The sequence below is a fragment of the Streptomyces erythrochromogenes genome (assembly GCF_036170895.1).
Taxonomy (GTDB): Bacteria; Actinomycetota; Actinomycetes; order Streptomycetales; family Streptomycetaceae; genus Streptomyces; species Streptomyces erythrochromogenes.
In genome coordinates this window covers 824840-838236 of sequence record NZ_CP108036.1, presented here as the reverse complement: position 1 = coordinate 838236, position 13397 = coordinate 824840, and the positions used below count along the sequence as shown (strand labels likewise).

Genomic DNA, 13397 nt, shown 5'->3' with positions numbered 1-13397 from the left:
GCTCAGCCCCCACGGCTCGTCCACCGGCCTCGCCACCCGCCGCGAGACGGCCCACCCCTCGACCCACGACCGCGCGAGCTCCCACATCCGGACACCCCTCCGAGTAACGACCGAGGTTCGAATGCGGAGGTTACACAAGCGTGCTGACATCCATCGTTCGCCGGGCGTCGAGCCGTTCTCCAGCCGTACACTTCGCCGGTGAACGCCGACGACGTCCGGCCGTTGCGTTCCCTGGGGAGGAGATCGCATGCAGGACGCTTCGGACTCGACGGAGACGCGCGAGGCGGAGGTGAACGGCCAGTGCAACGCGTCGACGGTCCTGGCCGAGGTGCTCCCGGGGGTCGCCGTGGTCTTCGGCGAGGTCCCGACGGAACTGGGTCTCGACCTGGTCGACTTCGGGCTCGTGCCGACCGCCGACCGCGACCGGTTCTCCACGCTCCTCGCCTCGATCGGGAACACGGCCACCGTGGCCGGCAACCTCGGAAACGCGTTCTCCGGTGTGCAAGGGCTCTACAGGATCAGCAACGCGACCCAGGCCCTGCTGAGGGCCGGCGGAACCCTGGCGGTGAAGGACGGCGCGAACCTGGGCACGGTGCTCCTCTCCGGCGGCCTCGCCCAGGCCCGCTTCATCCCCGTGACCGCGGTGAGCGCGGCGCAGACCGCGGCGGCGCTCGGGCCGGCGCTGGCGATGGTCGCCCTCCAGATGCAACTGAGCGAGATCACAGGCCTGGTCAGAACCAACATCGCGCTGACGAGCCAGGTACTCGCGACCGTCCGCCACGGGCAGTGGGCCGAGCTGACCGCGCTCGTCGCCACCGTCGATCACGTGGTCGAACAGGCACGGGTGGTCGGATCGGTTCCGACGTCCCTGTGGGACACCGTCGCGGGGAGCAGGGCGTCACTGCGCAAGCAGGTCGACCTGTACCGGTTGAATGTCGCCACCCACGTCCGGCAGATCCACCAGAGCGACACACACGGCCGCCGTGAGTACCTCGAGACGAACGCCGAGGCCATCGTCTTCGACTCGAACGCCCTCCTGTCCTCCCTCAAGGCATGGATCGGATACCGGGCGCTCCACGCCGCGCGGGCGAGAACCGTCGGCTCCGAAGACGCCGCCGAGGCCCGGCTCGTCGACGACATCGCACGCCGCACCCGCGAAGAGCTCGACTCCGCTCTCGCCGAGACGACGAGCCTCGTCGACTCGCTGATACGGGAGCTGCGCATCCTCGCTGAACTCCCCGGACGCGACACGCTGTCATTGCCGGGAAAACGGAGGGATTCGGCGGCGGCCCGCCAGACCTCCGCCCGCCTGCTGGAAGCGATCGAGCCCCTTGCCGATGCCCTCCGTCCGCCGGTCCCCGCGCTCGAGGCACCGGACATCGTCTGCGCGCCCGAATCGCTGGGTCCCGAGCCGTACCTGCGCATCCTGCGATGGTTCCTGGAGGACGGTGAGGCCCTCCGTGTACTCGGCTTCGCCGATCAGGTCGACGGTCTCGGCCCGATCTCCGCGATCTTCAGCGGAGCGAAGGAGAAGCTGGCGGCGGCGAGGGACAAGGCGGCGGCGAACACGCTGGTCGCCGTCACGGACCGCCGCATCGTCACGGCCAAGGCGAACGCGTTCCTCGAGCAGGGCGAGATCCGGCAGGTCATCCCGGTCGACCGGGTCCGTTACGTCCGGGCGGCTACCGCACACGACCGGAGCGGACGCCCGGCGATCGACCTCATCACGCGCGACGAGAACGTCCGGTGGCTGTTCCCCGCCGACACCGGCAGCACCCGAGTGGGCGCGCTCGCCGCCGTGCTCGCCGAGTACATGACGATCCCGGACGTCGAACGCCAAGAGCTGCAACGGCGCCGCCACCTCCCCATCGAAGCGGGAGACACCCCCTAGACCAGGGCCCATGCGACGTCCCTGAGGAGGGCGTGGCGCCAGGACGCGCGGTCGTGGGCCGACGGGGAGCGCGATACGCGCACGGTGGCGCCCGCCTGGGCGGCCAGGGTCTCGACCAGTGCGCAGTGGGGGAGCATCGGTGTCTCGTGTTCCCCCACGTCGAAGGCGACCCGCAGCCCCGACAGGTCCACGCGCTCGCGCAGGCGCGCCGCGACGGCGCCGCCGAGCGGGCCGGCCAAGGGGTCCGCGAGGTCGGCGGCGCCGGGCGCCCACCAGAACGACGGGGACTGGCAGGCGACCCGGGACACCAGGTCCGGGAACTCCAGCGCCGCGTACATCGCGCTCAGCCCGCCAAGGCTCTGTCCGGCGACGACCAGGCGGTCCGGCCCCGCGGGCAGGCCCGTCTCCGCCACCAGCGGCAGCAGTTCGTCCCGTACCGCCTCCCACAGTGCGGGCCGGCATCCGAACTCGGCCTCCCGGTCCCTGGTCGGCAGGAAGACGAGGGTGACGGGCGGCATCTCCCCGGCCGCAACGGCCGCGTCGAAGGCCGTCATGGCCGGGTGCAGGTACAGCCAGTCGTCCCCGTCGAGCAGCAGGACCACCGGTCCGCCGCCGCCCGCCGGGTGGACCCGTACGGTGCGCCGCCCGCCGAGGCGTTCGCTCGTCCAGCGGACCCGGGTGCGCGGCAGGGGCAGCACCTGGTCGGCGCCGGCACCGAGGACGGGCCAGTACGGCTGGGCCGACGCGTCCGGGGTCGCCGCGATGGACCGGTCCCCGCCCGCGCCGAGCGGGTTGAACGGGTCGGCGAACGCGGCGCCGTCCGCGAGGAACTGGTAGGTGACCCGCAGCCGCGCGGGCATGCGGACCTCCGCGTACCAGCAGTCCGTCTCGCCCCACCGGCCCAGCGCCACCGGCTCCGACCAGCTCTCGAAGCCGATGCTCGCCGGGGAGCCGCGCCACAGGAACAGGGTCGCCCAGCCGCCGTCCTCCGCGGGGACCGACGCGGGGGTTCCCGCCGCCGCCCAGAACGCTTCGGAACCCGGTTCGCCGGGCAGTCCGTACGCGGCGAAGGCGTCCTCGGTCAGGCGCATGCAGGTCTCCTTGTGAGCGGCAAGGGGAGAGACTAAGCTCGTTGCAATTAGGCGAGCCTAACCTAATCGTGACGTTCCGGGGAGGCAACGACCGTGAGTACCAACCCCTTCGACGACGCCGAGGGCCGCTTCCTCGTCCTGGTGAACGACGAGGGCCAGCATTCGCTCTGGCCGTCCTTCGTCGACGTGCCCGGCGGGTGGACGATCGCCCTCGGTGAGAACACCCGGGAGGCGTGCCTGGACTTCGTCGAGGCGAACTGGACCGATCTGCGCCCCCGCTCCCTCGCCCGTTCGATGGACGCCTGACCCTCACCGCCCGTCCGCCGTGCCGCCGGCGGCGCCGGCCACCACCTCTGGGGACACCGCACGATGCTCTGCACCAGGCTGACCAACGCCCGCTTCCTCACCATGGACCCGGACCATCCGGTCGCCCACGAGCTCGGCATCTGGCGGGGCCGGATCGTCGGCCTGGACGAGGCCGTGGCCTCCCTGCCCGCACGCGAGGTGATCGACCTCCAAGGCGCCACGGTGCTCCCCGGGTTCATCGACTCCCACGTCCACCTGCCCTGGACCGGATTCAAGCAGAACACCGCCAGCATGGCGGGCTGCACACGGATCGAGGACGCCCTCGCGGTCGTGGCCCAGGCGGTCGCGGCCAGGAACTCGCCCGGGTCCTGGGTGAGCGTCGTCGGCTACGACCAGCGCGCGCTGGGCCGCCACTTGACCGCCGCCGATCTCGACCGGGTCGGCCAGGGGCACAAGCTGTACGTGCTGCACGACTCCGGGCACGGCTGTGTCGTCAACACCGCCGTCCTGGACCTGCTCGCCGCGGACGTCCCGCACGAGGACGGCTTCCTCGCCGAGGGTGCGATGGGCGCAGCCCGTGCGCTGCGACTGCCCTACTCCCAGGAGGAGTTGGCCGAGTCCATCGGGCGCGCCGCCCGCACCTGCGTGGCCGAGGGCATCACCGCCTGCGCCGAGGCCGGCATCGGCGGCGCCCTCTTCGGGCACACTCCGGTCGAACTGGGCGCCTACCAACTCGCCCGGGAGAAGGGACTGCTGCCGCTACGGGTTCAGCTGATGGTCTCCGCCGACCGGCTGCGGCCGGTCGGCGCGCACGAGGCCGACGGCATCCCCAAGGCCCTCGACCTGGGCCTGCGCACCGGCTTCGGCGACGACTGGCTGTCCGTGGGCGCCCTCAAGATCTTCACCGACGGCGGGATGATGGCCCGTACCGCCGCTCTGAGCTCCCCGTACGAAGGCATGGACCACGCAGGCCAGTTGCAGGACGACCCCGAGGTCCTCGCACGGTCCGTCGTCGACGGCCACCTCGCCGGATGGCAGCTCGCCGTGCACGCCATCGGCGACCGCGCGGCCGACGTGGCACTGGACGCCCTGGAGGAGGCCCAGCGGCGCAGGCCCAGGCCCGATGCCCGGCACCGCATCGAACACGCCGGCCTGGTCCGCCCGGACCAGCTCCCGCGTTTCGCGCGGCTGGGGATCAGCGCGGTGGTCCAGCCCAACTTCCTGCGCTACTTCGGCGACGACTACGCGGCGATCATGGGCGAGGAGCGGGCGCCGTGGCTGTACCGCGGCCGGGGGTTCCTCGACCACGGCATCACCCTGGTCGGCAGCTCCGACCGCCCGGTGACGGACGGCTCCCCGCTGCGGGCCGTCCAGTTCATGGTCGAGCGCGCCTCCGAGTCGGGCCGGCTGATCGGCCCGGACGAGGGCATCACCGTCGACGAGGCCCTGTACGCCTATACGGTCGCGGGCGCCCACGCCTGCCACTGGGAGGACAGCGCGGGCAGCCTCACCCCGGGCAAGCGCGCCGACCTGGTCGTCCTGGGCGACGACCCGCGGCGCGTCGACGTCTCGGCGATCGGCGACATCGAGGTCGTGGCGACCTACGTCGACGGCCGGGAGGCCGGCAAGCCGGCCGTGTGAGCCGGCGGCAGCGGGACCGTCAGCAGGGGCGGACCGGCTGGTGGTCGTGGACGAAGCGGGCCGAGACCCAGCCCTTGGAGCCCTGGAGGCGGTACCACAGGGGGTTGCCGTCCACCCACCCGCCCCGCGTCTGGCAGGTGAGGAGCACACGCTGGCCCGGGCGGAGCGTCTTGACGACCCCGGAATACACCGTCGGCTTCTGGCGCACGTGGAGCGGCGCGTCCGAGACCACCTCGCCGACCGGGTACGCGGCCCGGGGCGCGGCGGGGGCCGGGGCGGCGGCCCCCGGCTGCGGCGCGGCCCATCCCGCGCCGGCCATCGGGCCGAACGCCAGGCCCGTCACCAGCGCGCACATCACTGCGGACTTCTTCATTTCCGGCCCCGTTCTCCGACGACTTCGGTTCGGGCGTGCCACGACGGACCGCGGCCGGCCCCGAGCGCCCGGTACGACTATCCGTGCGGACCCGGGAGCTTCCGGGCCGACACGTCCGCCGTTCCCTCCAATGGCCCGCACGGCTGTTTCGGATGCGGACGAGCGAGCAGACGAGCCATGGCACCCGGTGTCGCCCGTGCCGTTCCGGCCGGACGGTGCGATCCCGGCCCGGGCCCCGGCCGCCCGCCGCCCACCTGCAGAGACGAGTCATCATGGACCACCTGCCCCGCTGCCCCGAGCAGGACCTGACCTGGACGACCGAGATCCACCAGGTGCGGACACGGCTGCGGTTCCCGCTCCGGGTCACGTTCCACTGGTCCGCCCGTGCCCCGCTGGGCGTCGAGCTCACCTTCCACCAGCCGGGAGAGGACGACGTGACCTGGCTGATCGGCCGTGACCTGCTGGCCAGGGGGCTGCGCACGCTGGCGGGAACGGGAGAGGTGCGGATCCGGCCGACCGCCGGGCCCGGCCGCACGGCGCAGGTCCTCCTGCGGCTGGGGACGGCGCCGCCGTACGCCCTCTTCGTGTTCGACCGCGCGGGGCTCGCGTCGTGGCTGGAGAGCACCTGGGCGGCGGTTCCGGCCGGCGCCGAGGCGGAGCGCCTGGACTGGGAGTTCTTCGAAGGCCTGCTCGCGGACCGTTAGGCGCCGCGCGCGTAGGCGCCGCGCGCGCAAGGTGCACCGCGTGCGCGGCGGGTGACGACCGCACCGCGGTGAGCGCCTGTGAGATGGCTCTCCGCGGCGACCCGCGATCACAGCAGGGGCAGGGCCCCGTGGCCGTGGGGGACGTCGTCCGCCGTGGCGGGAGCGGGCGGCGCCGGCGGCGGGTTCGGCCGCCCCGTGAGGTAGGCCAGGAGGCCGGCGATCTCGAGGCCGGCCTCGGCCGGGTGGCGGAAGCGCGCGCCGGGGGCGATGGCGTAGCGGTTGCGCCGGCCGTCCCGGGTCCGCGTGAGGTACCCGTCCGTCTCCAGGTCCGTGACGATCGCCTGCACGGTGCGCTCGGTGAGATCGCAGCTGGCCGCGATGTCGCGCAGCCGGACCCCCGGGTCGCGCGCGATGGCGATGAGGACCCGGGCGTGGTTCGTCAGGAAGGTCCAGTGGTTCCGGCGGGAACCCGTGTGCTCGTTCTCCACGACGACATTCTTGAGTGGCGACTCGCGAAAAGCAAATCCAGAAAACCTTTTCGGGTATAACTTGACGTGTGTCCGGGCTCCCGGCAGGGTGCAGGGGAGCGGAAGGGGACTTCCGCACCGACCGATGCAACGAGCGAGCAATCGCGCAACGCGCCGCAAGCACCTGTGCCCAAGGAGCGAAGACGATGACCATCACGGCCACGACCGAGGCCACGACCTCGACGACGCCCCCCACTACGGCCGCCGCCCCCGACGGCGGCGCCGTGGCCGGACCCGCGCTCAGCGGACTGCCCGAGGTGCCCTGCCCGCGGGAACTGTCGACCTGCGACGCCCGGCAGCTGACCCGGGTGTTCTTCGAGCGGCTGCGGAGCCTGGAAGAGGGCACCCGCGAGTACCAGTACGTGCGCGGCACGCTCATCGAGATGAACATCTCACTGGTGAACTTCGCCGCACGGCCGTTCCGCGACCGCCCCGGCGGCCCCGAGAACGAGGACATCGTCCAGGTCGGCATCATCGGCCTGATCAAGGCCATCGACCGGTACGACCCCGACCGCAACACCCAGTTCACCACGCTCGCCGTGCCTTACATCACAGGTGAGATCAAGCGCCACTTCCGCGACACCACATGGGCCGTGCGGGTCCCGCGCCGGCTCCAGGAGCAGCGCCTGCTGCTGGCGAAGGCCACGGAGGAGCTGACCTCCGAGACGGACCGCGCGCCCACCCCTGCGGAACTCGCCGCCCACCTGGGCCTCACCGAGGACGAGGTCCGCGAGGGCCTGGTCGCCGCCAACGGCTACTCCACCCAGTCCCTCGACGCGCCCCAGCCGTCCGAATCCGGCGGTGCGGGGACCCCCGCGGGCGGACAGCCCGCCCGCTCCCTGGCCGACACCGTCGGCGGCGTCGATCCCGCCCTGGAGGCCGTCGAGGACCGGCACGCCCTCGCACCCCTGCTCGCCGGCCTGGACGAACGCAGCACCCGCATCCTGCAGCTGCGCTTCGGCCAGGAGATGACCCAGGCGGAGATCGGCGAAGAGATCGGCCTCTCCCAGATGCACGTCTCCCGCCTGCTCGCCCGCACGCTGGAGACCCTGCGCGAGGAGATGCTGCACGACTGACCCGCGGTCCGAGGACCTCAGGGGGCCGGGCGCCCAACTGCGCCCGGCCGCCCCGACCCGTTCCCGAGACCAGACACCGGGGAGTCATGAACAGTTTCGTCCGACTGCTGGCCGTCCTGGGCGGCTCCGTCCTTCTCACCCTCGTCGTGGGCCGCCTCGCCGACCTCCTGCTGCGGCGGGCGGACGCCCGCCACCCCGAGACACCACTGTGGAACATGCTGCGCCGCTGCGGGCCGTCCGTGCGGGTGCTGCTGTTCACCGCCGTGCTGCGCGGGGCGTACCGCCAGATCGAATGGCAGCCACTGCGCGACCACGAGGCCGCCGTGGGCCGGACCCTGACGCTCGTCCTGATCGGGGCGGGCGCGTGGTGCGTCGTCGGCGTCGCCTCCGCCGTGGTCGAATCCTCCTACGCCCGCTACGCGCTGGGCACCCGCGACCCCTCACGCGTGCGCCGGGTCCGCACCCAGGTGACGCTCATCAGGAGGATCGTCACCGCCGTCGTCGCCGTGGTCGCGGCCGCCGCGATGCTGCTGACCTTCCCCGCCTTCCGGGCCGTCGGCACGTCCGTCCTGGCCTCGGCCGGCATCATCGGCATCGTCGCGGGCGTGGCCGCCCAGTCCACCCTCGGCAACGTCTTCGCCGGGTTCCAGATCGCGTTCGGCGACATGGTGCGCATCGGCGACACCGTCGTCGTCGACGGGGAGTGGGGCGTGGTCGAGGAGGTGACGCTCACGCTGATCGCCGTGCGCACCTGGGACGAGCGCCGGATCACCATGCCCGTCTCGTACTTCACCTCCCGGCCCTTCGAGAACTGGTCCCGCGGCGGCATCCAGATGACCGGCACGGTCTTCCTCCACTGCGACCACACCGCACCCGTCGCCCTCCTGCGCGAGAAGCTGAAGGAGATCCTCGACGGCTGCGAGGCGTGGGACGGCCGCGCCTGGGACCTGTCCGTCACCGACACCACCCCCACCACCATCGTGGTGCGGGCGATCGTCACCGCCAAGGACCCGGACCGGCTGTGGACCGCCCGCTGTGAGGTGCGCGAACAACTGGTCGCCTGGCTCGCCGAGAAGCACCCTTACGCCCTGCCCCGCGTCGCCACCTCCACCGCCGTGCCGTCGCCCCGCACGGAAGTCCGGACGGAGGTCAGGCCGCCAGCGGGGTGAAGGGGTAGAGCCCGTCCTCACCCGGCTGCACGACGCCGTAACTGCTCTCCGGCACCTCGTTCCACGCCCCGGGCAGATCGCCGAGGGGCTCGGACACCACGAGGCGGGTCTCGTCGGACACGCCCTGGAGGAAGCGGATGTCGGGGTGCAGCCTGCGCAGCGTGTCCACCCGGCTGCTGTAGAAGAGCGACCGCGAGGCGCCCTGGCTGGAGTAGCGGAAGGCCCACACGGCGGTCCCGTTGGTGACGGCCACCGTCATCTGCATGGGGTACTCCACGCCGTGCTCGCGGCCGACCCGCTCCACCACCCCCACCATCCTGGCGACGGCGCCCGGAGGATCCTCCTCCAGGCCGAAGGTGAGCGCCAGGTAGAACATCACCTCGGAGTCCGTCGTCCCCTCGATCTCCCCGAACAGCGCGGGGTCGACGAGCAGGGCGAGGTCGCGCCGCATGGCGTGGAAGCCGGCGACGGCCCCGTTGTGCATCCACATCCACCGGCCGTGCCGGAACGGGTGACAGTTCGTCTGCTGAACCGCCGTACCCGTCGACGCCCGGATGTGGGCGAAGAACACGGGGGAGGTGACGTGGTCCGAGAGCTCCCGCAGGTTGCGGTTGTTCCATGCGGGACCGACGTCCCTCATGAGGGCGGGCGTGCCGTCGCCGCTGCCGCCGTCCGGATACCAGCCGATGCCGAAGCCGTCGCCGTTGGTCGTCTCCACGCCCAGCTTCGAGTGGAGGCTCTGGTCGATCAGCGAGTGGGCGGGTTTGTACAGGATGGTGTCGAGGAGCACGGGGGTTCCCGAATACGCCAGCCACCGGCACATGTGCGATCACCTGACTCGTCCGCCCCGTCCGGTCGGCCGTGCCGCGGGCCGGCCGGGGCCGTAACCGCCCGCGTCGGCGCCCCGCCGCCCCTGCCATTCTCCCGCCGCCCGGCGGGCGCCGCACGCGGGACGGCCGCCCGCCGGACGCTGCGGCGGCTACCAGCCGAAGCGGCGGTCGACCACGGCCGCGAACTCCTCGAAGCTCAGCACGCGGTCCCCGTTCTGGTCGGCCGCGTCGAAGAGCGCCGAGGATTCCTCGGTGTCCCCCACGCCCCAGAAGGGGATCGCCCCCTGCGCGGCGAGGGTCGGTCCCTTGGAGCGCAGGGCGCCGATGACCTCGGCCCGTGTCAGGGTGCCGTCCTGGTCGAGGTCGAGGGCGTCGAACAACCGACGGGCCTTCTCACTCATCACATGTTCCTCTCCGCGGTGCACGCGCCGTCTCGGCCGGCGGGTCCTGTACGCAAGGACGCTGCGGGCCCCCGGGAGGTTGCCGCACCCGGGGCCGGACCTCAGTCCGGACCTCGGAGTCGGATTTCAGGGCCGTACTCCGGCACCGCGCCGGTTGAACGCAAGCCTGCCGAGTACGACCGCCATCCCGCAGGTCCCGGTGAGCGCGGAGAAGACCAGCCCGCCCCCGATCGCCGCGGACAGCAGCGAGAAGGCCGGGTGGAGGAGCAGCCCGAGGAGCAGACCGAGCAGCACGAGGGAGCCCGCAGCCAAGCGGACCTGGCGTTCCATCGCCCACACGGCCCGCGGCCGGGCGCCGCCGCCGGGGTACTCCAGGGCGTGGCCGCCGGCCGCCCAGGCCTCCGTGCCGCCTGCGAGGCTCGACGCGGGGATGCCGTGGGACGACAGGGTTCGGACCGCGCTGTCCGAGCGGGCTCCCGAGGCGCACACGATCAGCAGCGGGCTGCGGTCGGCGGCCGGCCGCAGCTCCGGCAGGCTCCGCACGAGCCGGTCCAGGGGCACGTTGAGGGCGTTCGGGAGGTGGCCGGAGGCGAACTCGCCCGGCGTGCGGACGTCGACGACGGTCAGCTCGCGCAGCCGCGGACGCGCCTGCTCGACGTCGAGTGAGGTGGGGACGCTCATGGCGGACCTGGTCCTTGGCGTGGGGGAGCGGAGGGGAGGCCCGGCGGCGCGCCGCACGGGGTGCGGTACGGCACGCGACGCCGGAGCCATGCCGGGGATGGTAGGCACCCGCGGGGCACTCCGGCCGGATCCCGGCGGACCTGCCACGCGACTGCCATGTTCCGGAAACAACCGGAGCCCCGGACACGGCCTCGCCCGCTCCTGTTCACCAGGTCACGTGCAGCGCCTCCGGCGACCGGTGGATCAGGGTGGGCCGCATCCGCGGCCGCGGACGGCCGGGGGCCGGCCGCAGCCCCGGCATGCGGCTCGTCAGCAGTTCGAGCGTGAGGCGGAGTTGTTCGCGCGCCAGCCGGGATCCGGGGCAGCCGTGCGGGCCGTGCCCGAAGGCGAGGTGCTGCCGGTTCACGGGGCGCGTGATGTCGAACTCGCCGGCCCGCTCGTACCGCTCCTCGTCGCGGTTGGCCGCACCGTACGCCACCAGGACGGCGGCCCCGGCGGGCAGTTCCGTACCGCCCAGGGTCACCGGGCGGGTGGTGGTCCGCCGGAAGGCCTGGATGGCGGTGTCGTGACGGGCGGCCTCCTCCACCGCCGCCGGGATCAGCGAGGGATCGGCGCAGAGCATCCGCCACTGCCGCCGGTCGTCTTCGAGCAGGTGCAGCAGTGCGGTGCCGATGAGGGCGCCGGTGGTGAGGAATCCGGCGATCAGCAGGTTCTGCAGGCTCGTCACCAGCTCGTGGCGCTGCTCCAGGGTGAGCTCGCCCGTACCGGGGGCGAGGGCGGCCACCATGACCGAGCACAGGTCGTCCCGGGGGTGGGCGCGCCGGTCGCGCACGTACCCGTCCAGCAGGTGCTGGAGCGCGACCACGTCCTCTGCGGCGGCCGCCTGGCCCTCCGGAGACAGCGGCCGGAACAGCAGTTCCTCGGCGCGGTAGCCGCCGTGCACGGCCGCGGGCACATCGGCGGGGTCCAGCCCGATCAGCCTCCCGACCACCATCCCCGGCAGCCGCTGCGCGTACGCCCCGACCAGTTCCGCGGACCCGTCCGCCGCGAAGCCGTCCACCAGCTCCACGGCGTACGAGCGGACGTGAGGAACCAGCGCCGCCACCCGCGCGGCGGACAGACCCCGGTTCAGCGGGGCCCGGTGCCGGCGGTGGGCGGCGCCGTCCGAGGACACGACCGTGGGCCGGGGCCCGAACCCGCGCGGCAGGACACCCAGCGCCGCCTCCGAGAGCGGGACGTCCGGCAGCAGGGAGTTCGCGGAGGAGAAGTCCTCCGCGCGCAGGAGCACCTCCCGCACCTCGCGGTTGCGCGCGACCAGCCACGCGTCGAACTCGGGCACGTACGTCAGCCCCTCGGCCCGGCGGGCGCGGTCGTACAGCGGGTACGGGTCGCGGTAGAGCTCGTCACGCCGGGCCTGGTCGTCGTGCCACGTCAAAGGGGACCTCCGGATCACGGTCGGCCGGGCGGGCGCCGCCGTGAGCGCCCTGCGGTGCGCCGGGTCATCCTGCCCGAACCCGGCCGTGCCCGGTAGGGCGCACGACCCCGTCTACGGCCTGGCGTTGAGCTCGCCGACGATGGAGGCGGGGGTGTGGCCGCTGCCGTCCGACAGGCGGTGGAAGTCGACCGAGACGAAGTTCGGGTCGCGGCCCCCGGCCGCGGGCCGGCACTGCTCGGCGATGCGGTTCCGCAGCTTCGCGCCGTTGTCCAGGGCCGCCGTCAGCACGGTGGGCACGTTGCGGTGGTGGCTCATCGTGAACAGGCGCCGGAAGCCCGGCTCCTGCCGGTCCAGGGGCAGGTCGGACCAGCGGCTGACGCACGTCAGGTCGTTGCCCAGGTCCCCGAGGCTCCAGAAGTTGCTCACGGTCCACGACCTGTCGTACATGACGCCCAGGTCCTCGCGGTCGGACCGGTCGGAGAAGATCAGCAGCCGCTTGCCGGAGGTGACGAGGTCGGCGACCTTCGGCCATCCGTTCTGCCGTACGCCCCACTCGTCGGGCCGGAACACCATGTCGGACAGCCCCCGGACCCGGCCGAGGGACTGCCGCAGCTGGTCGGCGCTCACGTAGTCCTCCAGGAAGACGGTCACGACCTCCTGGGGGTGGGCGGCGAGGAAGTCCACCACGGTCTGCATCGTGCCGTGGAAGGACTGGCGCGGCAGGGCGTACGTGGCACCGGCGAAGGTCTTGCATTCGCCGTGGCACAGGTACACGTCGCTGGGATAGCAGTCGCTCCCGAAGCTGATGACGCACAGCCAGGTGCTGCGCTCGTACCAGTGGGTGTCCAGGCTGAGGCCGCGCACGCCGCCTTCGAGCTGGCCGCGTACCGATTCGGACTGGTTGACCGAACTCCAGCGGGAGTCCTCGTAGTTGGTGAAGGCGTTGTGGGTGGTCAGGAAGGAGACCTCGTCGAGGCGCCGGTCGCCCCAGCGAGCGGCCGCGGGCTCGGTCGGTGCGCCGGACGCGGCCGCCGGCGCGGTGGGGGCGGTCGGGGCGGTCGAGGCCGTCGCCGTGGTCGCCGTACCCAGCAGTGCCAGCAGGAGGAGACCCACCAGGGTGCGCCGGGCGTGGCCCCTGCGGAGCCCACCGGCCGGGCGGCGCCGGAAGCCCGTGCAGTGCATGTCCATGTCAATCATGGCGGGGAGGTTAGCGCGCGGCCCGCTGCTCCGCCCCCCTCTGGACGCGTACGGCCGGTAAACGACGGCCGCAGG

14 protein-coding genes are annotated in these 13397 nt (G+C 72.9%); 6 read left to right on the top strand and 8 right to left on the bottom strand.

Going from position 1 to position 13397, the window contains the following annotated elements; genetic code table 11:
* Positions 1–247 precede the first annotated feature (247 nt).
* On the top strand, positions 248–1891 hold the full coding sequence (locus OHA91_RS04075; RefSeq protein WP_328738599.1) for a hypothetical protein: 1644 nt from the start codon (positions 248–250) through the stop codon (positions 1889–1891).
* Here OHA91_RS04075 and OHA91_RS04070 read toward each other — a convergent pair.
* The gene (locus tag OHA91_RS04070; RefSeq protein WP_266495239.1) at positions 1888–2982 is read right to left on the bottom strand and encodes an alpha/beta fold hydrolase; all 1095 of its coding nucleotides are present in this window, start codon (positions 2980–2982) and stop codon (positions 1888–1890) included. The genes OHA91_RS04075 and OHA91_RS04070 overlap by 4 nt on opposite strands.
* Before the next feature lie 93 nt (positions 2983–3075).
* On the opposite strand from OHA91_RS04070, the gene OHA91_RS04065 reads away from it, so the two are divergent.
* Together OHA91_RS04065 and OHA91_RS04060 are read left to right on the top strand one after the other, a co-directional pair.
* A complete protein-coding gene (locus OHA91_RS04065) occupies positions 3076–3288 on the top strand; it encodes an MbtH family protein (protein WP_060177497.1) in 213 nt (70 codons plus the stop codon).
* A gap of 63 nt (positions 3289–3351) precedes the next feature.
* The gene (locus OHA91_RS04060; protein ID WP_328738598.1) at positions 3352–4929 is read left to right on the top strand and encodes an amidohydrolase; all 1578 of its coding nucleotides are present in this window, start codon (positions 3352–3354) and stop codon (positions 4927–4929) included.
* Positions 4930–4948: 19 nt separating this feature from the next.
* On the opposite strand, the gene OHA91_RS04055 is transcribed toward OHA91_RS04060, so the two are convergent.
* Entirely contained in the window at positions 4949–5302 is a 354-nt protein-coding gene (locus tag OHA91_RS04055; protein WP_266495246.1) for an SH3 domain-containing protein, read from the bottom strand.
* 272 nt (positions 5303–5574) lie between these two features.
* Between OHA91_RS04055 and OHA91_RS04050 the strand changes: the two genes are divergently transcribed.
* A complete protein-coding gene (locus OHA91_RS04050; RefSeq protein ID WP_266495249.1) occupies positions 5575–6006 on the top strand; it encodes an SsgA family sporulation/cell division regulator in 432 nt (143 codons plus the stop codon).
* A gap of 107 nt (positions 6007–6113) precedes the next feature.
* Here OHA91_RS04050 and OHA91_RS04045 read toward each other — a convergent pair whose 3' ends face one another.
* Positions 6114–6494 carry a helix-turn-helix transcriptional regulator gene (locus OHA91_RS04045; protein WP_266495251.1) on the bottom strand — a complete coding sequence of 127 codons (381 nt, stop codon included), beginning with the start codon at positions 6492–6494 and terminating at the stop codon, positions 6114–6116.
* 185 nt (positions 6495–6679) lie between these two features.
* Between OHA91_RS04045 and OHA91_RS04040 the strand changes: the two genes are divergently transcribed.
* Together OHA91_RS04040 and OHA91_RS04035 are read left to right on the top strand one after the other, a co-directional pair.
* Positions 6680–7609 (top strand): SigB/SigF/SigG family RNA polymerase sigma factor, encoded by a 930-nt coding sequence (locus OHA91_RS04040; RefSeq protein WP_266495253.1) that lies wholly within the window; start codon positions 6680–6682, stop codon positions 7607–7609.
* An 86-nt stretch (positions 7610–7695) separates the two neighbouring features.
* Positions 7696–8778, top strand: coding sequence for a mechanosensitive ion channel family protein (locus OHA91_RS04035; protein ID WP_266495255.1), 1083 nt, complete (start codon positions 7696–7698; stop codon positions 8776–8778).
* Here the strand turns inward: OHA91_RS04035 and OHA91_RS04030 are convergent.
* From OHA91_RS04030 to OHA91_RS04010, 5 genes are all read right to left on the bottom strand, one after another.
* Complete coding sequence (locus OHA91_RS04030) at positions 8759–9601, bottom strand: class II glutamine amidotransferase (RefSeq protein WP_266495257.1); 843 nt, start codon at positions 9599–9601, stop codon at positions 8759–8761. The two genes, OHA91_RS04035 and OHA91_RS04030, sit on opposite strands and share 20 nt — an antisense overlap.
* A gap of 156 nt (positions 9602–9757) precedes the next feature.
* Positions 9758–10009 carry an EF-hand domain-containing protein gene (locus OHA91_RS04025; RefSeq protein WP_030652127.1) on the bottom strand — a complete coding sequence of 84 codons (252 nt, stop codon included), beginning with the start codon at positions 10007–10009 and terminating at the stop codon, positions 9758–9760.
* Between the two features lie 126 nt (positions 10010–10135).
* The gene (locus OHA91_RS04020) at positions 10136–10690 is read right to left on the bottom strand and encodes a rhodanese-like domain-containing protein (RefSeq protein ID WP_328738597.1); all 555 of its coding nucleotides are present in this window, start codon (positions 10688–10690) and stop codon (positions 10136–10138) included.
* A gap of 205 nt (positions 10691–10895) precedes the next feature.
* Positions 10896–12125 carry a cytochrome P450 gene (locus OHA91_RS04015; RefSeq protein ID WP_328738596.1) on the bottom strand — a complete coding sequence of 410 codons (1230 nt, stop codon included), beginning with the start codon at positions 12123–12125 and terminating at the stop codon, positions 10896–10898.
* A gap of 111 nt (positions 12126–12236) precedes the next feature.
* Positions 12237–13322: a PI-PLC domain-containing protein gene (locus OHA91_RS04010; RefSeq protein ID WP_266495270.1), complete on the bottom strand. Its 1086-nt coding sequence runs from the start codon at positions 13320–13322 to the stop codon at positions 12237–12239.
* Positions 13323–13397: the final 75 nt, after the last annotated feature.

What these genes read in the sequence shown, in the direction of transcription:
- OHA91_RS04075 (WP_328738599.1), top strand. Translation starts at nt 248, where the DNA reads ATGCAGGACGCTTCGGACTCGACGGAGACGCGCGAGGCGGAGGTGAAC.
- OHA91_RS04070 (WP_266495239.1), bottom strand. Translation starts at nt 2,982, where the DNA reads ATGCGCCTGACCGAGGACGCCTTCGCCGCGTACGGACTGCCCGGCGAA.
- OHA91_RS04060 (WP_328738598.1), top strand. Translation starts at nt 3,352, where the DNA reads ATGCTCTGCACCAGGCTGACCAACGCCCGCTTCCTCACCATGGACCCG.
- OHA91_RS04055 (WP_266495246.1), bottom strand. Translation starts at nt 5,302, where the DNA reads ATGAAGAAGTCCGCAGTGATGTGCGCGCTGGTGACGGGCCTGGCGTTC.
- OHA91_RS04050 (WP_266495249.1), top strand. Translation starts at nt 5,575, where the DNA reads ATGGACCACCTGCCCCGCTGCCCCGAGCAGGACCTGACCTGGACGACC.
- OHA91_RS04040 (WP_266495253.1), top strand. Translation starts at nt 6,680, where the DNA reads ATGACCATCACGGCCACGACCGAGGCCACGACCTCGACGACGCCCCCC.
- OHA91_RS04035 (WP_266495255.1), top strand. Translation starts at nt 7,696, where the DNA reads ATGAACAGTTTCGTCCGACTGCTGGCCGTCCTGGGCGGCTCCGTCCTT.
- OHA91_RS04030 (WP_266495257.1), bottom strand. Translation starts at nt 9,601, where the DNA reads ATGTGCCGGTGGCTGGCGTATTCGGGAACCCCCGTGCTCCTCGACACC.
- OHA91_RS04025 (WP_030652127.1), bottom strand. Translation starts at nt 10,009, where the DNA reads ATGAGTGAGAAGGCCCGTCGGTTGTTCGACGCCCTCGACCTCGACCAG.
- OHA91_RS04020 (WP_328738597.1), bottom strand. Translation starts at nt 10,690, where the DNA reads ATGAGCGTCCCCACCTCACTCGACGTCGAGCAGGCGCGTCCGCGGCTG.
- OHA91_RS04010 (WP_266495270.1), bottom strand. Translation starts at nt 13,322, where the DNA reads ATGATTGACATGGACATGCACTGCACGGGCTTCCGGCGCCGCCCGGCC.